Annotated in this window: 19 protein-coding genes and 1 pseudogene; 14 read left to right on the top strand and 6 right to left on the bottom strand. The window is 67.1% G+C overall.

The window, feature by feature from the left end; genetic code table 11:
* Window positions 1–81 precede the first annotated feature (81 nt).
* From KXD98_RS16990 to KXD98_RS16980, 3 genes are read left to right on the top strand one after another with little or no spacing between them, the layout of a single operon-like run.
* Window positions 82–4,944 carry an NAD-glutamate dehydrogenase gene (locus KXD98_RS16990; RefSeq protein WP_260759534.1) on the top strand — a complete coding sequence of 1,621 codons (4,863 nt, stop codon included), beginning with the start codon at window positions 82–84 and terminating at the stop codon, window positions 4,942–4,944.
* A gap of 53 nt (window positions 4,945–4,997) precedes the next feature.
* Complete coding sequence (locus tag KXD98_RS16985; RefSeq protein WP_396883222.1) at window positions 4,998–5,360, top strand: acyl-CoA thioesterase; 363 nt, start codon at window positions 4,998–5,000, stop codon at window positions 5,358–5,360.
* Window positions 5,357–6,010 carry a hypothetical protein gene (locus KXD98_RS16980; RefSeq protein WP_260759532.1) on the top strand — a complete coding sequence of 218 codons (654 nt, stop codon included), beginning with the start codon at window positions 5,357–5,359 and terminating at the stop codon, window positions 6,008–6,010. Before KXD98_RS16985 ends, KXD98_RS16980 begins: the two co-directional genes overlap by 4 nt.
* 6 nt (window positions 6,011–6,016) lie before the next feature.
* Here KXD98_RS16980 and KXD98_RS16975 read toward each other — a convergent pair whose 3' ends face one another.
* A complete protein-coding gene (locus tag KXD98_RS16975; protein ID WP_260759531.1) occupies window positions 6,017–6,418 on the bottom strand; it encodes a globin in 402 nt (133 codons plus the stop codon).
* A 170-nt stretch (window positions 6,419–6,588) separates the two neighbouring features.
* On the opposite strand from KXD98_RS16975, the gene KXD98_RS16970 reads away from it, so the two are divergent.
* The 3 genes from KXD98_RS16970 to KXD98_RS16960 are packed head-to-tail and all read left to right on the top strand — an operon-like array spanning window position 6,589 to window position 7,973.
* The gene (locus KXD98_RS16970; protein WP_260759530.1) at window positions 6,589–7,254 is read left to right on the top strand and encodes an HNH endonuclease; all 666 of its coding nucleotides are present in this window, start codon (window positions 6,589–6,591) and stop codon (window positions 7,252–7,254) included.
* A 40-nt stretch (window positions 7,255–7,294) separates the two neighbouring features.
* Window positions 7,295–7,510, top strand: a complete 216-nt coding sequence (locus KXD98_RS16965) for a hypothetical protein (protein ID WP_260765256.1) — start codon at window positions 7,295–7,297, stop codon at window positions 7,508–7,510.
* Window positions 7,497–7,973 (top strand): DUF5130 domain-containing protein, encoded by a 477-nt coding sequence (locus KXD98_RS16960; RefSeq protein WP_260759528.1) that lies wholly within the window; start codon window positions 7,497–7,499, stop codon window positions 7,971–7,973. Before KXD98_RS16965 ends, KXD98_RS16960 begins: the two co-directional genes overlap by 14 nt.
* A 35-nt stretch (window positions 7,974–8,008) precedes the next feature.
* Here KXD98_RS16960 and KXD98_RS16955 read toward each other — a convergent pair whose 3' ends face one another.
* Window positions 8,009–8,401, bottom strand: a complete 393-nt coding sequence (locus KXD98_RS16955; protein WP_260759527.1) for an HNH endonuclease — start codon at window positions 8,399–8,401, stop codon at window positions 8,009–8,011.
* A 59-nt stretch (window positions 8,402–8,460) separates the two neighbouring features.
* On the bottom strand, window positions 8,461–11,046 hold the full coding sequence (pepN, locus tag KXD98_RS16950; RefSeq protein WP_260759526.1) for an aminopeptidase N: 2,586 nt from the start codon (window positions 11,044–11,046) through the stop codon (window positions 8,461–8,463).
* A gap of 97 nt (window positions 11,047–11,143) precedes the next feature.
* On the opposite strand from pepN, the gene KXD98_RS16945 reads away from it, so the two are divergent.
* From KXD98_RS16945 to KXD98_RS16930, 4 genes and pseudogenes are all read left to right on the top strand, one after another.
* A complete protein-coding gene (locus tag KXD98_RS16945; protein WP_260759525.1) occupies window positions 11,144–11,752 on the top strand; it encodes a DsbA family protein in 609 nt (202 codons plus the stop codon).
* A gap of 151 nt (window positions 11,753–11,903) precedes the next feature.
* Window positions 11,904–13,301 (top strand): annotated as a pseudogene (locus tag KXD98_RS16940) (purine-cytosine permease family protein).
* Window positions 13,298–13,744, top strand: a complete 447-nt coding sequence (locus KXD98_RS16935) for a nucleoside deaminase (protein ID WP_260759524.1) — start codon at window positions 13,298–13,300, stop codon at window positions 13,742–13,744. Before KXD98_RS16940 ends, KXD98_RS16935 begins: the two are co-directional and overlap by 4 nt.
* Window positions 13,741–14,700: an isopenicillin N synthase family oxygenase gene (locus KXD98_RS16930; protein ID WP_260759523.1), complete on the top strand. Its 960-nt coding sequence runs from the start codon at window positions 13,741–13,743 to the stop codon at window positions 14,698–14,700. Before KXD98_RS16935 ends, KXD98_RS16930 begins: the two co-directional genes overlap by 4 nt.
* Here the strand turns inward: KXD98_RS16930 and KXD98_RS16925 are convergent.
* On the bottom strand, window positions 14,697–15,437 hold the full coding sequence (locus KXD98_RS16925) for an SDR family oxidoreductase (protein ID WP_260759522.1): 741 nt from the start codon (window positions 15,435–15,437) through the stop codon (window positions 14,697–14,699). The two genes, KXD98_RS16930 and KXD98_RS16925, sit on opposite strands and share 4 nt — an antisense overlap.
* A gap of 84 nt (window positions 15,438–15,521) precedes the next feature.
* Here KXD98_RS16925 and KXD98_RS16920 point away from each other — a divergent pair, with 84 nt between their 5' ends.
* The 3 genes from KXD98_RS16920 to KXD98_RS16910 are packed head-to-tail and all read left to right on the top strand — an operon-like array spanning window position 15,522 to window position 17,387.
* Entirely contained in the window at window positions 15,522–16,061 is a 540-nt protein-coding gene (locus KXD98_RS16920) for a TetR/AcrR family transcriptional regulator (protein WP_260759521.1), read from the top strand.
* Between the two features lie 42 nt (window positions 16,062–16,103).
* Window positions 16,104–16,577 (top strand): ribose-5-phosphate isomerase, encoded by a 474-nt coding sequence (locus KXD98_RS16915; protein ID WP_260759520.1) that lies wholly within the window; start codon window positions 16,104–16,106, stop codon window positions 16,575–16,577.
* 3 nt (window positions 16,578–16,580) lie between these two features.
* Window positions 16,581–17,387: an Fpg/Nei family DNA glycosylase gene (locus tag KXD98_RS16910; protein WP_260759519.1), complete on the top strand. Its 807-nt coding sequence runs from the start codon at window positions 16,581–16,583 to the stop codon at window positions 17,385–17,387.
* Between the two features lie 10 nt (window positions 17,388–17,397).
* Here the strand turns inward: KXD98_RS16910 and KXD98_RS16905 are convergent, their stop codons facing one another.
* A complete protein-coding gene (locus KXD98_RS16905; protein ID WP_260759518.1) occupies window positions 17,398–18,171 on the bottom strand; it encodes a DUF1542 domain-containing protein in 774 nt (257 codons plus the stop codon).
* Window positions 18,172–18,293: 122 nt separating this feature from the next.
* Here KXD98_RS16905 and KXD98_RS16900 point away from each other — a divergent pair, with 122 nt between their 5' ends.
* On the top strand, window positions 18,294–18,770 hold the full coding sequence (locus KXD98_RS16900; protein WP_260759517.1) for a DUF4383 domain-containing protein: 477 nt from the start codon (window positions 18,294–18,296) through the stop codon (window positions 18,768–18,770).
* 4 nt (window positions 18,771–18,774) lie between these two features.
* Here the strand turns inward: KXD98_RS16900 and KXD98_RS16895 are convergent, their stop codons facing one another.
* Entirely contained in the window at window positions 18,775–19,482 is a 708-nt protein-coding gene (locus KXD98_RS16895) for a Crp/Fnr family transcriptional regulator (protein ID WP_260759516.1), read from the bottom strand.
* Window positions 19,483–19,512: the final 30 nt, after the last annotated feature.

Here is a 19,512-nt window from a genome sequence, read left to right as displayed (position 1 = left end):
GTGCGTGCCAGCTAACCGTGGTCGTAGCGCCCCGGTAGCGACAATGATGTCCGGTGCGCCCGTAGGAGTCAGGAGCGGCGTATGTCGGTGAATTCCGGAACCTCCGGCGGTGCGCCGGAGCGCGAGGTGGACCCGGAGTTCGTCGAGCGGCTGTTACCGGTCTATCTGGACACCTACCGCGGTCCCTACGGCGGCGCACCGGGGGCCGAGGCCGCCGTCACCGGTCCGCTGCGGGCAGCGCCGACCTCCGACATGGCCGGACCGGCGCTGGTCGCCGCCCAGTGTCACCTCGGCCGGCGGCGGGGCCCCGGTGAGACCAGGGTCGCGGTCTACGGGCCCGACGAGCCCGGCGGATTCGGTCCTGCGCTGCAGATCGTCACCGACAACGCCACCATGCTGATGGACTCGGTCACGGTGCTGCTACACCGCATCGGCGTCGCCTACAAGGCGATCATGAACCCGGTGTTGCGGGTCCGGCGCGACCCCGATGGGGAATTGCTCGACATCGCGCCTGCCGGCCAGGCGGCATTCGGAGACGGTGTCGACGAAACGTGGGTTCACGTCGCATTGTCCCGGTCGGTGGACCGCCGGGCCCTGGCTGAAGCGGAACGTCTCCTGCCCGGAGTCCTCGCCGATGCCAGGCAGGTGGCCCTCGACTCAGCCGACATGGCGGCGACCCTGCGCAGCCTGGCAGCCGAACTCGAGGGCGACCTCGGCAGCCGTTTTCCCAGCCCCGACCGCAAGGACGTTGCGGCGCTGATTCGCTGGCTCGTCGACGGGCATTTCGTGCTGCTGGGATATCAGCGCTGCACGGTCCGCGACGGTGACGCCTCCGTTGACGCCGACAGCAGGCTGGGTGTGCTGCGGATGCGCGAGGACGTGCTTCCGCAGCTGACCCACGACGATGAGCTGCTGGCCTTCGCGCAGGCCACCTTCCCCAGCTTCCTGCGCTACGGCGCCTATCCGCACGTTGTCGCAGTGCGCGAAAAGAGCGGTGAGGATGCCGGCTCGGCGGTCGAGCACCGATTCGTCGGGCTGTTCACCATCGCGGCGATGAACGCCAACGTGCTGGAGATCCCGTTGGTGTCGCGACGGGTCAACGATGCGCTGGCCATGGCCCACCGCGACCCCGGCCATCCCGGGCAACTGCTGCTCGACGTCATCCAGACCATCCCGCGGGCAGAGCTGTTGGCGCTGAACGCGCGGACGCTTCTGGAGATGGCGATGGCCGTCATCGACCTGGGCTCACGGCGCCGCACCCTGCTGTTCATGCGCGCCGACCTGCTCGGCTACTTCGTCTCGTGTCTGGTATACCTGCCCCGGGACCGCTATACGACCGCGGTGCGGCTGCAGATGCAGGACATCCTGGTCCGCGAACTCGGCGGTGAGAGCATCGACTACGCGGCCCGGGTGAGCGAATCGCCCTGGGCAACTGTGCATTTCACTGTCCGGTTGCCTGAGGGTTCGAGTCCGCGCGACGTCGACGTCTCCGAGGGTAATCAGTCGCGGATCCAGGACCTGCTCACCGAGGCTGCCCGCACCTGGGCGGACCGTCTGCTGGGCTCGGTTCGGGCGGGGAGCATCGACCACGGCACCGCCGAGCATTACGCCTCGGCGTTCTCTGAGGTCTACAAGCAGGCATTCGACCCCGCGCAGGCGCTGGATGACATCGCGATCATCGAAGCGCTGGAAGATGATTCGGTCAAACTGGTGCTCAACGACGGCGGAGAGGCCGGAGTCCATCACCTGGTGTGGTACCTCGGCGGCCGGTCGGCGTCGCTGAGTCAATTGCTTCCGATGCTGCAATCGATGGGCGTGGTCGTCCTCGAGGAGCGCCCGTTCACCGTCACCCGGCCCGACGGGCTCGCGGTCTGGATCTACCAGTTCCGCATCTCACCGCATCGGGGAATCCCCGAGATCGCCTCAGGTTCCCAGCGCCAGCTCACCGCCGAACGGTTCGCCGAGGCCGTCACCGCGATCTGGCACGGGCACGCGGAGGTGGACCGCTTCAACGAGTTGGTCCTGCGGGCGGGCTTGACCTGGCGACAGGTCGCGGTCCTGCGTGCCTACGCCAAATACCTCAAGCAGGCCGGGTTCTCTTACAGCCAAACCCATATCGCCACCCTGATCAACGATCACGCCGGGACCGCCCGGTCGCTGGTCGAATTGTTCGAGGCGCTGTTCGCGCCGGCCGACCAGGAGCGTAGTGAGACCAACCGGCGCGACGCGCAGGCGGCCGTGGCGGCGGTGTCGGCCGACATCGACGCGCTGGTCAGCCTCGATGCCGACCGGGTGCTGCGGGCTTTCGCCTCGATGATCCAGGCCACGCTGCGCACCAACTACTTCATCACCGCGCCGAGCTCCGCGCGAGCGCAGAACGTGTTGTCGTTCAAACTCAACCCGGAGCTCATCGACGAATTGCCCTTGCCGAGACCGAAGTTCGAGATCTTCGTCTACTCACCCCGCGTCGAGGGCGTGCACCTGCGCTTCGGCTTCGTCGCCCGCGGTGGCCTGCGCTGGTCAGATCGTCGCGAAGACTTCCGCACCGAGATCCTGGGCCTGGTCAAAGCCCAGGCGGTCAAGAACGCCGTGATCGTGCCCGTCGGCGCCAAGGGCGGCTTCGTGGTCAAGAACCCGCCGACGCCGAGCGGGGACGCCGCCGTCGATCGGGAGGCCACCCGCGACGAAGGAGTGGCTTGCTACCGGTTGTTCATCGCCGGACTGCTCGACATCACCGACAACGTCGACAAGTCATCGGGCGGTATCGTCGCCCCCAGCGAGGTGGTGCGCCGCGACGGCGACGACGCCTACCTGGTGGTGGCAGCCGACAAGGGCACCGCCGCGTTCTCCGACATCGCCAACGAGGTCGCCAAGTCCTACGGGTTCTGGCTCGGCGACGCGTTCGCCTCGGGTGGCTCGGTCGGATACGACCACAAAGCCATGGGAATCACCGCGAAGGGGGCGTGGGAGTCGGTCAAGAGGCACTTCCGGGAAATGGGCGTCGACACCCAGTCCGAGGACTTCACCGTGGTGGGGGTCGGTGACATGAGCGGTGATGTCTTCGGCAACGGAATGCTGTTGTCGCGGCACATCCGACTGCTCGCCGCCTTCGATCATCGTCATATCTTCATCGATCCCGACCCCGACGCCGCCACGTCCTGGGGCGAGCGAAGGCGGCTGTTCGATCTGCCGCGCTCAAGCTGGGAGGACTACGACTCGTCGCTGATCAGTGCCGGTGGCGGCGTGTACCGGCGCGACCAGAAGTCCATCGCGATCAGCGCGCAAGCGCGTCGGGCCCTGAGCATCGACAGCGACGCATCGGAGTTGACTCCGCCTGCGCTGATCAAGGCGATCCTCAAGGCGCCGGCCGATCTGTTGTTCAACGGCGGCATCGGCACCTACGTCAAAGCTGAATCCGAGTCCGACGTCGGTGACCGGGCCAACGACGCCGTCCGGGTCAACGGCAATCAGGTGCGCGCCAAGGTGATCGGTGAGGGTGGGAACCTGGGTGTGACGTCGCTGGGTCGCATCGAGTTCGACCTGTGCGGCGGCCGGATCAACACCGACGCTCTGGACAATTCGGCCGGGGTGGACTGCTCCGACCACGAGGTCAACATCAAGATCCTGATCGACTCGCTGGTCACCGCAGGCAAGGTCGGCGCCGACGAACGCACCGAGCTGCTGCTGGCGATGACCGACGAGGTCGGACAACTGGTCTTGTCGGACAACGAAAGTCAGAACGACCTGATGGGCACCAGTCGGGCCAACGTTGCCAGTGTGCTCTCGGTGCACGCCCGGTTGATCCGCGACCTGGTCACCGAGCGGGGACTCAACCGCGAACTCGAAGCACTGCCGACGGACAAGGAGATCAACCGCCGCGCCGAGGCCGGGCTGGGGCTGACCTCGCCGGAGTTGGCGACGTTGATGGCGCACGTGAAGCTCGCCCTCAAGGACGACTTGCTGGCCAGCGACCTGCCCGACCAGGACGTGTTCGCGGCGCGGTTGCCGGCCTACTTCCCGGAGCGGCTGCGCGAGCAGTTCAGCGCCGAGATCCGGGCGCACCAGCTGCGCCGCGAGATGGTGGCCACGATGTTGGTCAACGACGTCGTCGACACCGCCGGGATCACCTACGTCTATCGCATCACCGAGGACCTCGGCGTGACGCCCGTCGACGCCGTGCGTAGTTTCGTGGCCGCTGACGCGATCTTCGGACTGGGCCGGGTCTGGCGGCAGATCCGCGCCACCACAGCCGACGGCGTCTCGGTGGCGGTGACCGACCGGATGACGCTTGACCTGAGGCGGCTGGTCGACAGGTCGACGCGCTGGTTGTTGAACTACCGGCCTCAGCCGTTGGCGGTCGGCGCCGAGATCCACCGGTTCGCCGACAAGGTCGCCGCTTTGATCCCGTTGATGCCGCAGTGGCTGCGCGGCGACGACAAAGCCATCGTCGCCAAAGAGGCCGAGGAGTTCAGCTCCCAAGGGGTGCCCGAGGAATTGGCCTATACCGTCGCCAGCGGGCTCTATCACTTCAGCCTGCTCGACGTGATCGATGTCGCCGACATCGTCGACCGCGACCCTGCGGAGGTCGCCGACACCTACTTCGCGCTCATGGATCACCTGGGCACCGACGGTCTGCTGACCGCAGTGTCGCGTCTGCCGCGCGATGATCGCTGGCATTCGCTGGCGCGCTTGGCGATTCGTGATGACATTTACGGCTCGTTGCGTGCGTTGTGCTTCGACGTGCTCGGGGTCGGCGAACCCGAGGAAAGTGGTGAGGAGAAGATCGCCGAGTGGGAGTCGACAAACAACTCTCGCGTCACCCGGGCACGTCGCACGCTGACCGAGATGTACGAGAGCGGCGAACACGACCTGGCAACACTGTCGGTGGCAGCGCGCCAGATTCGCAGCATGACCAGGATGAGTGGGACGGGAACGGCGGGGTGACAGAACAGCACGGTTTCACCGCCCCAGTGCATGTCCGATGGTCCGACATCGACATGTACCAGCACATCAACCACGCGACGATGGTCACCATCCTGGAGGAAGCCAGGATTCCTTTTCTGCGCGAACCCTTCGGCGACGAGATCACCACTATCGGTTTGCTGATCGCCGAGGTCAACATCGCCTACAAGGCACAGCTGCGACTGCTGGACTCGCCGCTACAGGTCACCATGTGGTCCAAGCGGGTGCGCGCGGTCGACTTCACCATCGGATATGAGGTGCGCTCGGTGGGCGCCGCGCCGCAATCCCGTCCTGCCGTCGTCGCCGAGACGCAGCTGGCTGCGGTGCACATCGAAGAGCAACGGCTGCAACGGCTTTCCGAGCGGCAGCGAGAGTACCTGCGACGCTGGTCGCGGTGACCGACGTCGAGCGCGGCCTGTGGCTGGGGCCGCAGTCGCTGTCCGCGCAGCGTGACGACCTGGCCACCTTCGTCGACCGGGCCCGCCGACTCGACGAGGCCGCGGTGATCCGGCTGCGTGCGCGCAGCGACGGGATGATCGCTGCCTGGGTCGCCACGGGTTTCGATGTGCTGGCCAGCAGGGCGGTGGGAGGCCGGGTCCGGCCGGCGGACCTGTGCGCCGGCGCCGACGCCCTGATAACCGGGTTGGCGGCGATGACAGCCGACGGTTTCGTCGACCCGGGCTTCTCGATGGACTCCGCGTGGCGAGGTGCGGTCCCCGCCGATACCGGCTTCGTCCACCTCGACGACGTGCCGGCCGGGGTGGTGGTGGACTTGGCGCAACGCGGTTCAGCGCTGGCGCGCGAGCACTCCAGCGCGCACGGCCCGCCGACGTCGCTGCTCGACCAGGAGGTGGTGCGCGTCAGCGCCGAGGCCGGCGACGTCGGCGTCCCGATGCGGTGTGTGCTGGCGCTGGCGGGGATGGGGTTCGTGCGGCCCTCGCCCGAGGAGGTCATACGGGTCCGGGTGACCCCGACGTGGCTGCGCATCGACGCCCGCTTCGGCACCGTCTACCAGCGGCGCGGCGATCCGTCGGTGGTGCTGCGCTGAGACGTCTCAGAACGGCGAGTTGACCATCGACTCGGCTGCCATCTCCAGATAGCCGATCAACTCTCGACGGTGCGCATCGTCGAGGGTTTCGGCGTCGATGTCGGCGACGGCGATGTGCATGCACCGCAGCCACGCGTCACGCTCCAGGTACCCGATTCGATACGGTGCGTGGCGCATCCGCAGCCGTGGATGTCCGCGCTGGTCGGAGTAGGTCCGTGGGCCACCCCAATACTGCTCGAGGAACATCCGCAACCGTTCTTCGGCACCGTCGAGGTCGTCCTCGGGGTAGAGCGGGCGCAGGATCTCGTCTTCGCGCACCAATTCGTAGAACCGTCCGACGATCCGGCGGAACGTCTCGTGCCCGCCCACGGCGTCGTAGAAGGACCGCTGTGCTTCGACTGCATCCATTGCCCTCCATTGTGGGACATGTCCGCAGCGCCGTCACTCGCGCACCGGAGGGTCCCGAACGCGTGACGGCGGGCCGGGTCACGAAAAGTTCACCGGACTGACCAGCGAACGCGCTGAGAAATGTCGTGCGAACTGCTGACATCCGTGGTGAACTGTCGTGCGGAGGACGTATGGCGCAGCGCAAGAACGGTCGCGGCCACCGGCACCACCGGACCGCGACAGGCCCATCTGGGTCGACAGCGGGTATCGCGACGCGCGCTCTCCACAGCGTCAGTCCAGTTGTCGATGGCTACCTGCCGGTCGTCCAGGAAACCTCCATCTGGGGCCGCCGCCGGGTGCTGCTGCTCAACTCGACCTACGAGCCACTGACCGCGTTGCCGATGCGCCGTGCCGTCATCATGCTGATGTGCGAGAAGGCTGATGTGGTGCACGACGACCCGATGGGGCCGGTGATCCACTCGGCGACCCGCAGCATCGTGGTGCCGTCGGTGATCAGGCTGCGCACCTACGTTCGGGTGCCCTACCGTGCGCGGGTCCCGATGACCCGGGCGGCGCTGATGCACCGTGACCGGTTTCGCTGCGCATACTGCGGGTCCAAGGCAGACACCGTCGACCACGTCGTCCCGCGCAGCCGCGGAGGTGAGCACTCGTGGGAGAACTGTGTGGCCGCATGCTCGGCCTGCAATCACCGCAAGGCCGACAAATTGCTGGCCGAACTGGGCTGGACGCTGCGGGCGGCGCCGCTGCCGCCGAAGGGTCAGCACTGGCGGCTGCTCTCGACGGTCAAGGAACTCGACCCGGCGTGGGCCAGATATCTGGGTGAGGGCGCGGCCTGACTCGGCCGTGGGATACGGTTTGATCGTGAACACTGCATTGATGCACGCCAGCTTCGTGCTGGTCCCACTGGCGTTGGCCGGTGTGCTGTCGCTGTTCATCTGGCGTCAGAAGGACCCGCACCCGGCGACCTATGACATGTCGGAGAAGTGGACGCACGACCCGATCCTGTGGGCAGCCGAGGAACCTGCCGATCACGGGCACGGCGGCCATGGTTCGCATCTGACCATCGGAGGTGGCGCAAGTGGCAAGTGGTGAGGTCGCGACAGCAGCATCAACTCAGCTGCGGGAACTGCCCTACGGCGCGGTGGTCACCACCAGTGGCCGGATCTCCGCGGTCACCGAGCCCGGTGAGCTGTCGGTGCACTACCCGTTCCCGAAGATGGACCTGGTCGTGCTCGACAACGCGCTGAAGTTCGGTTCGCGCGCGGCGAAGGCACGCTTCGCGGTGTACATCGGCGATCTGGGTGCCGACACCGCAGCCACCGCCCGCGAGATCTTGGCGCGCGTTCCGACCCCCGACAACGCGGTGCTGCTCGCCGTCTCGCCGAACCAGCGCGCGATCGAGGTCGTTTACGGCTCCGAGGTCAAGGGCCGCGGCATCGAGGACGCTGCTCCGCTGGGAGTTTCGGCGGCTGCCGCCTCCTTCAAGGACGGCAACCTGATCGACGGTCTGATCAGCGGCGTGCGGGTGTTGTCGGCGGGCGTTTCGCCCCGCTGACCCGCTGCTCGCCCCGCCCCTCCGCGAAAGTGCGCTCACGGTAGCCGTGAGGCGTCGGTGGCTACCGTGGCTGCACCTTCGGTGACGGTAAGCATCAGCTCGGCCCGGATCCGCACGTAGCGCTGCAGGAACAGGCGCTCGTCGAGACGCTTGCGGCGCAGCCAGCCGGTGACCTCGTCGTTGCACTTGCTCGCGTTGCAGGCTGCGCAGGCAGGCACCACGTTGTCGATCGTGTATCTCCCACCGCGGGAGATCGCCATCACACAATCGCGCTGCATCGTCCCGGTGGTTGCGCCGCAGTATGCACACCCATTCCAGGCTGCCTTGATCAACGCCCATTGCCCATCGGTGAGGTCGTTGACGACGGCCGCGACCCGGCGCTGACGCCGCCGCGCGGCACGCGCCCGACGACTGTTCCCGGCGACCACGGCGTGAGCGTAAGGGACGGCGACGGCCCGGCACCGATGCGTGCGGCGGCGTGTCGACGCTACGGGGTGTCGAACCGGCGGGCCCGCAGCGCACGCTCCACACCCGCGCGGCCCTCCAGTACCAGTCGGCGCAGCGCCGGTGGCACCTCCGGATCGGACAGGAAGCGATCCGCGGCGGCCAGGCCGTCCTCGCTGACATCCCACGACGGGTAGAGCCCGATCACCACGGTCTGCGCGACCTCACTTGACCGACGCTGCCAGACCCCGGAGATGGCGGCGAAGTAGCGATCGCGGAACGGTGCCAGCAGTTCGCCCTGCCCAGGCGCCACGAAACCACCGATGATGGACCGGGCAGTGATATTGGCCAGGGTGTCGTCCTCGACGACCTGCTGCCACGCAGCGTCTTTGACCGAGGCCTGCGGGCGGGCCGCTGCCGCGGCGGCGGCCTGACGCCGTCCGGCCGCGGTGCGGTCGGCCTCGGCCTCGGCGTCGATCAACGGTGTCTGCGGACCGTCGGCGTCGACGACTCCGGCGCGGGCCAGCGCGGTGACCACGCGCCAGCGCAGATCGGTGTCGATGACCAGCCCGGCCAGGTTGACCGCGGCCGGTTCGTTGTCGAGCAGCGTCGACAGCACAGCGACGTGATTGGGGGAGAGCACCGACGTGCACAGCGCGTTGACGAACGCGAGCTGGTGGTCGGACCCCGGTGCGGATTCGCGCGCCAGGTCCAGCAGTGCGTCACCGAAGGCCGGCCACCCGTTCTCGGCCGCCCAGGCCGGGTCGGCGTAGGAGCCCAGCGCGGTCTGGGCCTGCAGCAGCAGTCGCTGGGCGACACCGACCTCCGACTCGGCGTGCAGCCCACTGATCACCAGAGCGACGAAATCGCGGGCCCGCAACTCGGCGTCGCGGGTCATCTCCCACGCCGACGACCACGCCAGCGTGCGGGGCAGCGGCTCGGCGATGTCGGAGATGCGCGTCAGCACCGTCTGCAGCGAGTCGGGGTCCAATCGCAGCGAACAGTAGGTCAGGTCGTCGTCGTTGACCAGGATCAGTTTTCCTCGCGAAACACCCTGCATCGCAGGCACTTCAGTGGTCGTGCCTTCGACGTCGAGTTCCTCGCGATGTACCCGCACCAACTTGCCGGACGCATCCTGGTCGTAGATGCCCACCGCCAGCCGGTGCACACGGGTCTCACCGGCTCCAGGTTTGGCGCCGCCCTGTTCGATGGTGAACCGGGTGAACCGGCCCTGCTCGTCGACGTCGAAGGCCGGTCGCAGCGTGTTCAGACCGGTCGTCTTGAGCCACTGCCGTCCCCAGCCCGACAGATCGCGGCCCGAGGACTTCTCCAGCGCGCCGAGCAGGTCGCCGAACGTTGCGTTGCCGAATGCGTGGTCGCGGAAGTAGTCGCGCAAGCCGGCCAGGAACGGTTCCAACCCGACGTATGCCACCAATTGCTTGAGCACACTGGCGCCCTTGGCGTAGGTGATGCCGTCGAAGTTCACCTCCACGGCGTGCAGATCGGGAATGTCGGCGGCCACCGGATGGGTCGAGGGCAGCTGATCCTGTCGGTAGGCCCAGGACTTCTCGACGTTGGCGAACGTCGTCCACGCCTCGGTGTACTCGGTGGCTTCGGCCTGGCACAGCACCGACGCGAACGTCGCGAAGGACTCGTTGAGCCACAGGTCGTCCCACCATTGCATGGTGACCAGGTCGCCGAACCACATGTGTGCCATCTCGTGCAGCACGGTCTCGGCGCGGCGTTCATAGGACGCGCGCGTGACCTTGCTGCGGAACACGTAGTCCTCCAGGAACGTCACTGCGCCCGCGTTCTCCATGGCTCCGGCGTTGAATTCCGGTACGAAGAGCTGGTCGTACTTGCCGAACGCGTACGGGACACCGAGATTGTCGTGGTAGAAGCCGAACCCTTGCTTGGTTTCGGTGAACAGGCGATCGGCGTCCATGTGTTGAGCCAGCGACTTGCGGCAGAAGATCCCCAACGGGATGTCACCGTGCTCGTCGCAGTAGGCGTCGTCCCACCGGGCATAGGGCCCGGCGATCAGCGCGACCAGGTAGGTGCTCATTCGCGGGGTGACGGCGAAGCGGTGCCGCTTGGCGGGACCGTCCTGCTCGGCGCTGGTGGTGGCCCCGTTGGAGATCACTTCCCAGTGCGCCGGCGCGACCACGCTGACCTCGAAGGTGGCCTTCAGATCGGGCTGGTCGAAACAGGCGAACATCCGTTTGGCGTCCGCGGTTTCGAACTGCGAGTACAGGTAGACCTCGTCGTCGACGGGGTCGACGAACCGATGCAGGCCCTCCCCGGTGTTGGAGTAGAGGCAGTCGGCCTCGACGACGACGACGTTGTGCTCCGACAGGCCCGTCAGGGCGATGCCGGCGGACTCGTCGTAGGCCGACACGTCGACGTCGACACCGTTGAGGGTCACCCGGTGAACGGTGTCGGCGGCCAGGTCGAGGTAGGTGTCGGCGCCGGCGAGCGCGTCGAACTCCACCGTCGTCGTCGAGCGGAAGGTCCGCTCACCGGGGGCCCCGGACCCATCGGTGAGGTCCAAGGCGATGTCATAGCGGGCGACGGTCACCGCGGCGGCGCGCGCGGCGGCCTGCTCGCGAGTCAGATTAGGAAGTGCCACGCCCGTAAACACTAGCCTTTGATGGGAAGACCCGGCGGGCGTCGTGGGTTGTGTGGCATGGACGCCGCAGTGTGCGATCTCCGAGAAAGGATGCCCCATGTCCGAGAAGTCTCGAGCCGATTTCTGGTTCGACCCGCTGTGCCCGTGGTGCTGGATCACTTCGCGGTGGATCCTGGAGGTCGAGAAGGTACGCGACATCGAGGTCAACTTCCGCGTGATGAGCCTGGCGGTGCTCAACGAGGGCAGGGATTTGCCCGAGGAGTACCAGGACGCGATGAAGAAGGCCTGGGGTCCGGTGCGGGTCGCCATCGCCGCCGAGCAGGAGCATGGCGCCGAGGTGTTGGCCCCGCTCTACACCGCGATGGGCACCCGGATCCACGACCGGGGCATCGGGGATTTCGACGTGGTGATCGGGGAGTCGCTGGCAGAGGTCGGGCTGCCTGCCGAGTTGGCCGGAGCGGCGACGTCGGAGCGCTATGACGAGGCGTTGCGCAAGAGCCATCACGAGGGCATGGATGCCGTCGGTGAGGACGTGGGTACCCCGACGATCCATGTCAACGGCGTGGCGTTCTTCGGCCCGGTGCTGTCTCGCATTCCGCGCGGCGAGCAAGCCGGCAAGCTGTGGGATGCTTCGGTGACCTTCGCGTCCTATCCGCACTTCTGGGAGCTCAAGCGCACCCGCACCGAGGCGCCGGTCTTCGACTGACCGGCGGTTAATGCCTTGTCCGACAGGGCATCAACGTGTGGACAGCGCCTGTCGCGCAGGTGTCCGGGTGAAGTGCGGCAACGAAATCCGAAGGTGTGACATTCGCTCGTCCCGGTTGCAAGCATGTGCCGGGCGCGTCAAAGTGCTCAGAATGACAGCGGCTGAACCCAGCACCGACGGGACCTACCGGGACCGGATCGTGGCCGTCGAACCCGGCGGCAACGAGTTCATCGCCGCAGGCGACCGGCACGGCAGGCCCAGCCAACTGTTGTGGACCTGGGCATCGCCGAACCTGGAATTTGCGACCATCTTCCTGGGCGTGTTGGCGGTCTCCTATTTCGGCATGAACTTCTGGCAGGCCGCGGCCGGCATCGTCGTCGGCGCCGGGCTCGGGGCGGTGGCGCACTTCTTCTTGTCTGCACGCGGCCCGCAACTCGGGGTGCCGCAGATGGTGACCGGTCGACTTGCTTTCGGCTACAAGGGCAATGCGGTGCCCTCGACACTGATGGCGGTGACCGCCGGCGTCGGCTGGTTCGCGACCAACAGCATCAGCGCCGCGTTCGCGCTGTCCACGCTGTTCGGCATCGGTTCGCTGCTCGGGCTGGTCCTGGTGGTGGTCATACAGACGGCGCTGGCATTCTTCGGTCACAACCTGGTGCAGGCCTTCGAGCGCTGGGCGTTCCCGGTGCTGGCGGTCATCTTCGCGATCACCTCGGTGCTGATCATGACCGAGGCCGACCTTGCTGCCCCTGCCCTGGACGGTGGTGTCGGGGGACTTGGTGGCTTCCTGCTGACCGTGGGCACCACATTCGGCTACGTCGCGGGCTGGGCCCCGTATGCCGCCGACTTCAGCCGCTACCTGCCCAGCAGCGTCTCCCCGGTGCGCACCGGACTTTTCGCCGCGACCGGGCTGTTCGGAGCGTGCACCGTCCTGGCCATCGTGGGCGCCGCCTCGGTGACCATCGTGACGGCCAGCGTGACCGACAACCCGACCGACGCGTTCACCAGTTCACTGCCCGGCTGGCTGGCCGCCGCCACCCTGCTGGCCATCGCGATCGGCGCGATCGCCGCCAACGCCATCAACGTCTATTCGGCCGGAATGGCGTTCGTCACCACCGGTGTCCGGCTGCCCGCCCATATCGCCCGGGCGCTGGCCACGGCATTCTTCGGGCTGGCCGGTTTCCTGGTGGCCTGGTGAGCGTTGGCCGATGCCGCCACCAGCTACAAGGGCTTCCTGTTCCTCATCGCCTATTGGGTCGGGCCGTGGCTGGGCGTGGTGTTCGCCGATCAGTTCCTGCGCCGCGGCCAGCGGGTCGACGGGTTGCTCTATGACCGCAACTACTCGAATTGGCCGGGGCTGCTGTCCTTCTTGATCGGCCTGGTGGTCTCGTTCGTGCTGTTCTGCAATCAGGAGCTGTTCGTCGGATATGTGGTGCGTGCGGTGCCCGAGCTCGGTGACATCGGGTTCTTCGTCGGCTTCCTGCTGGCCGCCGGCAGCTACCTGGTGCTCTGCCGATCCAAGGTCGAGGCCGATAAGGTGACCGTATGACCCCGGAGCAGATGCTCGACGTCGCTGTCGACGAGGCGCGAAAAGGTCTGTCCGAGGGCGGTATTCCGATCGGGGCGGCGTTGTTCACCGCCGCTGGTGTGCTGCTGGGCAGGGGGCACAACCGGCGCGTGCAGAACGACGACCCGTCGGTGCACGGCGAGACCGATGCTTTTCGCAACGCCGGTCGTCAGCGCGACTACCGGTCCACGGTGATGGTGACGACGCTCTCGCCGTGCTGGTACTGCAGCGGCCTGGTACGTCAGTTCAACATCGGCGCGGTGGTGATCGGTGAGGCCACGACGTTCTCCGGTGGACACGACTGGCTGGCCGAAAACGGGGTGCAGGTCACCCTTCTGAATGATGAGCGGTGCGTGTCGATGATGGAGGAGTTCATCGCCGCACGGCCCGATCTGTGGAACGAAGACATCGGAGTTGCTGAATGAGCGCCATTGCCACAGTGGATCTCTCGCGCTGGTATACCGGCGGTGCCGACGTCGAAGCGCTGGCCGCCGAGGTCGACGAGGGACTGCAGCGAGCCGGTTTCATCGTCGTCACCGGACATGGCGTCGACGCCGATCTGGCTGCCCGGGTACGTGCGGCCAGCCGCGAATTCTTTGACCTGCCCGCCGGGGTGAAGCAACGGTATTCGGTGCCGGTCGGGGGGCACGGTTGGATCGGTCCCGGCGCGGAGGCCAACGCCTACGCCGAGGGCATTGAGACCCCGCCGGATCTCAAGGAGAGCTTCAGCCTTGGTGCGGAGACCGCGACCGGTGATCTTGAGGTGGACCGGATCTGGTTTGCGCCCAACGTCTGGCCGGCCGAAGTGGCGCACCTACAGGGCCTGGTCGACGAGTACACGAGTGCGATGCGAAAGCTGTCCGATGACCTGCTGGCCTTGTTCGCCAAGGCACTCGGTCTGCCCGACAACCCGTTCGCCGCGCTGGCGAGCCGGCCGACCTGGACGATGAACATCAACCACTATCCGCCGGTGAGCGTGGTCGGGGAGCCCGAGCCCGGTCAGTTCCGCATCGGTCCGCACACCGACTTCGGCACGGTCACAGTACTGGACCGCGAACCGGGCGCCGGTGGGCTGCAGGTGTATTCGGAAGAGGCCGGCTGGGAGGACGCCCCGTGGGAGCCGGGCGCGTTGACTGTCAACATCGGTGACCTGTTGGAGTACTGGAGCGGTCGGCGCTGGCCGTCGGGCCGGCACCGGGTGTTGCCGCCGCAGTCGCACGCGCCCGAGGAGGATCTGGTCTCACTGATCTACTTCTACGAGGCCAACCATGATGCGCTGGTCACGCCATTGGAACCGCCGATCGGCCGGGTCGGTGGCCTCGACCCGGTGACCTGCGCCGATTTCATCAAAGAGCGGTTGGACGCCATCACGGTCGGTTAGTCCTGCACGGTCGGGCGGATCACCAGTTCGCCGATCTCGACCTCCCATGGCTGGTCGATCGCGAACTCGACCGATCTGGCGATCGCGTCGGGATCGAGCGCGAATGTCTGCATGCCGCCCTCGATCTCGGCGCGGATTGCCGGGTCGGTGATTGAATCCGCGAACTCAGTGCGCACATACCCCGGTGAGATGGCGGTGGTCTTGAGCGTGCCGTCGGTGGACTCCCGGCGCAGCCCCTCTAGCAGTGTGCGCACGGCGTTCTTGGTGGCCGCGTAGACCGCCATCGTTGGTGCGATCTGGAGGCCGGCCGTCGAGACGATGGTGACGAAATGCCCGCGGCCTTGCCGCTGGAAAACGGGTAGTGCGGCATCGATCCCGTGCAGCACACCGCGCAGGTTGACGTCGATCATGGCGTCCCAGTCGCCACGGCGCCGAGCCGACATTGGTGATATCGGGCCGATGCCGGCGCTGCTGACGAGAACATCGAGACGGCCGAACTGCGACACCGCTGCGGCAACCAGTCGTTGCAGATCATCGGCCTGGGTGACTTTCACCGCTACGGTGCTCGCCCGGCCCCCGTCGGCGCGTAGTGCGGCGGCGAGGTCCTCGAGGCGGTCGGTGCGGCGCGCGCCGAGGACGACGGCGCAGCCACGGGATGCGAGCCGGCGTGCCGTCGCCGCGCCAATGCCACTGCTGGCACCGGTGATCGCCACGACCTTGTCGGCGAGTGAGTTCATGACTACCCTTTCGAGAGATGCGGACAAGTTGTCCGTTTTCCATATAACCGGACAACTTGTCCGTTTGCCAGGCGGAGGGCGGTCATGTCCGAGCGCACCGACGCGGCGCGCAACCGGGCGGTCATCATCGATGCCGCGCGACGGCTCGTCACCGAACCGGGCGAACTCAAGCTCAGTGCGGTTGCGCGGGCGGCCGGCGTCGGCCAGGCCACGCTCTACCGCCATTTCGCCACCCGCGACGATCTGATGCGCGCGCTCTACGACGACGAGATCGACGAATTGGTTTCCCTGGCATACGCATTACTGGAGCAGCATCCCCCGGTCGAAGCGCTGCGGCGGTGGTTCACTCAACTCGCGGCCTACGCCCGAGTGAAATTCGGTGTGATGGCTGCGGTCGAGGCGTCCGTCTGGCAGGACATCGTGGCGCAGACGCCGGGCAAGCTCGGCGATGCCCTCGGTGCCCTGCTCGCCGCCGGCCGCGAGGCAGGCGTATTACGCGGCGATGTCGATCCGCGCGACGTCATCCTGTTGTCCTGGTTCCTCGCCCACGTCGAGGAGGGCGAATGGGCAGAGCGCACACCACGCCTGCTGGAGGTGCTGCTCGACGGATTGTCGGCCCGGTAGGCGACCGATGTGCTGGGTGACCGGATGAGTAGGGTTACCGCCATGCGCGTCTACCTGGGAGCCGATCACGCTGGATACGAGCTCAAGCAGGCCATCATCGAGCACCTGAGGGCCACCGGAAACGACCCTGTCGACTGCGGCGCCTTTTCCTATGACGCCGAGGACGACTATCCGGCGTTCTGCATCGCCGCTGCCGAGAAGACCGTCGCCGACCCGGGCAGCCTGGGCATCGTGCTCGGCGGTTCGGGCAACGGTGAGCAGATCGCAGCCAACAAAGTGCCCGGGGCGCGCTGCGCGCTGGCGTGGAGCACCGAGACCGCGACGCTGGCGCGCGAACACAACAACGCCCAGTTGATCGGCATCGGGGGTCGGATGCACACCACCGAGGAAGCCTTGGCGATCGTCGATGCGTTCCTGGCCGCCCAGTGGTCGGAGGCCGAACGTCATCAACGCCGGATCGACATCCTCTCCGAATACGACACGACACACGTCGCGCCGCCGGTCCCCGGCGCGTAGCCGATGCCCGAGGGCCACACCCTGCATCGGCTGGCGCGTGCGCACCAGCGCCGATTCGGGCGCGCACCGGTGGTGGTGTCAAGCCCTCAGGGTCGCTTCGTCGACGGCGCCGCCGCCGTCACCGGTCGCGTCCTGACCCGGGCCAGTGCCTGGGGCAAGCACCTGTTCCACCATTACGCCGGTGGTCGCGTCGTGCACATCCACCTCGGCCTGTACGGCAGCTTCACCGACTGGTCATCGCCCGACGACGGTGTCGACCCGGCACCGGTCGGACAGGTCCGCATGCGCATGCGCGGCGCCGAGTGCGGCACCGACCTTCGGGGTCCGACCGTGTGCGAGGTGATCAATGAGACCCAGGTCGATGACGTCGTGGCCAAATTGGGCCCCGACCCGCTGCGCCCCGACGCCGACCCGGCTCTGGCTTGGCGACGAATCGTGAAGTCGCGCAGACCGATCGGTGCGCTACTGATGGATCAGACGGTGATCGCAGGAGTCGGAAACGTGTACCGCAGCGAGTTGTTGTTCCGCCACCGGGTGAACCCGTTCCGGCCGGGCACCACGATGACCAGCGATGAATTCATGGACATGTGGACCGATCTGGTGGGATTGATGAAGGTCGGGGTGCGCCGCGGCAAGATCGTGGTGGTCGAGGCTGAACACGACCACGGCGCGCCGTCCTACCGGCCGGGCCGCCCGCGGACTTACGTGTACCGACGCGGCGGTGAGCCGTGCCGAGTGTGCGCGACGTCGGTGCGCACTGTGCAGCTGGAAGCACGCAACCTGTTCTGGTGTCCCACCTGTCAAAGTTGAGGGACGCGACTCAGAAGTCGAAGCCGCCGAAATCGCCGCCGCTGTCCCAGCCGCCGCCACCGTCCCAACCGCCGGCGTCACTGCCGTCGAACCCGCCGTCCTGGCCGGCGGCCAGCCCGTCGGCGTACCCGTCGCCGTAACCGCTCTCGAATCCTTGTGCGCCGTAGTCGACTCCGTGCATACCCGAAAACAGCGCGCTGAACAGCAGGACCGAACCCATGCCCCAGGCGCCGGCCACCAGCGCCGGTTTCCACCACGGCTCGGAGTACCAGCCGGCGGGCACCGGGCGACCCGCGACGCGGCCACCGGGATAGTAGTTCGGCGTGGCCTGCGACGGATTCGGCGAGGCGGAGATCTGACGGCCCTCGAATTCGATGCTGCGGTCCTCGGTGACAGTTCCGGCCGACCGCTGCCCGGACAGGGTCTCCAGTTCCGGTCCGGGATCCATGCCCATCGCCGTACGCGCGGCGCGGATGTAGTAGAGGCCTTCGACGGCGCTTTCCTTGGCCAACTCGGCCTGTCGGATCGTGTCGGCCTGATCGATCTGGCTTGACGCGGCCGTGTAGCGCTCCGAGGCATCGGCCAGGGCCTGGGTGGACGCGTCATCGGTGCCCGACAGGGCGAACACCTGACCGCCAAGACGTTCGATGAGCCGGCGGGCATCGGCTTTGGCGTCGGACAACGCTCCCGCGGTGCGCCGCGTCGAGGCCTTCGACGCGGCATAGACGGCGTACCCGATCGCCGCGACGACGAGAAGAAGAAGCACAAGGAGGGCGACATCCATGGTTCTCAGCGTACCGACGGCGGTCGGCCGTCGTCGTCGGCGCGTTTCAGCTGCTCACCACCGGGTAGTTCGGCGGCGTGACCGGACGCGAGTTTCGGGCGCGACACGAGAAAAGAGGAGAAATGACTACACCAGAACCTGCCGGCAAGGTCAGTACAGCTGTCCGCCATCCTGTGCAAACCGCCGCACTCATCGTCGGCGCCGTGTTTCTGCTCGTTGGCATCCTCGGGTTCATTCCGGGCATCACCACCAACTACGACCAGCTGACATTCGCCGGGCACCACTCCGGCGCGATGCTGCTGGGGGTGTTCGCAGTCTCGGTGCTGCACAACATCGTTCACCTGGCATTCGGCGTAGCCGGTGTGCTGATGGCGCGCACCTTCGCACTGGCCCGGCTCTATCTCATCGGCGGCGGCGTGATCTACCTCGTGCTGTTCCTCTACGGCATGATCATCGACCACGACAGCGCAGCCAACTTCGTGCCGGTCAACACCGCCATCGACTGGCTGCATCTCGGACTGGGCCTGGTCATGATCGGTCTCGGGGTCGGCCTGAGCCGGTCTGCTCGAACCGACACCACCGGCACCCGGACTCCCTAGCGGGTCACACGGTGATGGTCTGGCCGCGCTTGCTGTGCCGCCGTGCGCCGTGCATGCGGGTCGCCAACGGTTCGGACTCCCGGATCAGGATGGCGTCGCGCCGGATGATGATCCAGCCGCGTTCGACGAACTCACTCAGCGCCTTGTTCACCGACTCCCGCGACGAGCCCACCAACTGTGCGAACTGTTCCTGGGTCAATTCCATCGGCACCCGGATCGCACCGCTGTGCTGCTGGCCGAACCGTTGCGCCAGTGCCAGCAGCTGCTTGGCGACCCGGGCGGTGACGTCGGCGTAGACGGTGTCGGTGATGGTGCCCGAGCGGCGGCGGACCCGGCGCGCCAGGATCCGCATGATGCGCTGCGCGGCCTCGGGGGCGTCGATGAGCAGGGACAGCAGTGCCCTGCGGCCGATGGCCACAACCTCGACGTCGGTCAACGCAATGGCGCAGGTCCCGGACGGACCCGGGTCGAACACCGACTCCTCACCAAACATCTCCCCGGGGCCCAGCACACCGAACAGGCATTCACGGTCGGCCCGGTGCCGGCCGATGCGGACTCTGCCGGCGGCGACGATATGTAGTCGGCCGACGTCGTCACCTTCGGCGAGGATCACCTGGCCGGGGGTGAAGCGCGCAGTGTCGACATCAGCGACGGCCATCAGCTCGGGGAGGTCGATCCCGAAAAACGAGACCTTGACCGCATCCTGGTGCACGCATCCTCCTGATCGCTGGGCGGATTCGAG

It is taken from the genome of Mycobacterium sp. SMC-4 (genome assembly GCF_025263265.1).
Lineage (GTDB): Bacteria > Actinomycetota > Actinomycetes > Mycobacteriales > Mycobacteriaceae > Mycobacterium.
This window is presented reverse-complemented; position numbering and strand designations above follow the sequence as displayed.

Bases quoted from the DNA above. Each gene is read 5' to 3' on its own strand.
- KXD98_RS16915 (WP_260759520.1), top strand. From the start codon at position 16,104: ATGCGCGTCTACCTGGGAGCCGATCACGCTGGATACGAGCTCAAGCAG.
- KXD98_RS16920 (WP_260759521.1), top strand. From the start codon at position 15,522: ATGTCCGAGCGCACCGACGCGGCGCGCAACCGGGCGGTCATCATCGAT.
- KXD98_RS16970 (WP_260759530.1), top strand. From the start codon at position 6,589: ATGGCGCAGCGCAAGAACGGTCGCGGCCACCGGCACCACCGGACCGCG.
- KXD98_RS16910 (WP_260759519.1), top strand. From the start codon at position 16,581: ATGCCCGAGGGCCACACCCTGCATCGGCTGGCGCGTGCGCACCAGCGC.
- KXD98_RS16930 (WP_260759523.1), top strand. From the start codon at position 13,741: ATGAGCGCCATTGCCACAGTGGATCTCTCGCGCTGGTATACCGGCGGT.
- KXD98_RS16925 (WP_260759522.1), bottom strand. From the start codon at position 15,437: ATGAACTCACTCGCCGACAAGGTCGTGGCGATCACCGGTGCCAGCAGT.
- KXD98_RS16905 (WP_260759518.1), bottom strand. From the start codon at position 18,171: ATGGATGTCGCCCTCCTTGTGCTTCTTCTTCTCGTCGTCGCGGCGATC.
- KXD98_RS16935 (WP_260759524.1), top strand. From the start codon at position 13,298: ATGACCCCGGAGCAGATGCTCGACGTCGCTGTCGACGAGGCGCGAAAA.
- KXD98_RS16985 (WP_396883222.1), top strand. From the start codon at position 4,998: ATGTACCAGCACATCAACCACGCGACGATGGTCACCATCCTGGAGGAA.
- KXD98_RS16965 (WP_260765256.1), top strand. From the start codon at position 7,295: ATGCACGCCAGCTTCGTGCTGGTCCCACTGGCGTTGGCCGGTGTGCTG.
- KXD98_RS16945 (WP_260759525.1), top strand. From the start codon at position 11,144: ATGTCCGAGAAGTCTCGAGCCGATTTCTGGTTCGACCCGCTGTGCCCG.
- KXD98_RS16990 (WP_260759534.1), top strand. From the start codon at position 82: ATGTCGGTGAATTCCGGAACCTCCGGCGGTGCGCCGGAGCGCGAGGTG.
- KXD98_RS16900 (WP_260759517.1), top strand. From the start codon at position 18,294: ATGACTACACCAGAACCTGCCGGCAAGGTCAGTACAGCTGTCCGCCAT.
- KXD98_RS16975 (WP_260759531.1), bottom strand. From the start codon at position 6,418: ATGGATGCAGTCGAAGCACAGCGGTCCTTCTACGACGCCGTGGGCGGG.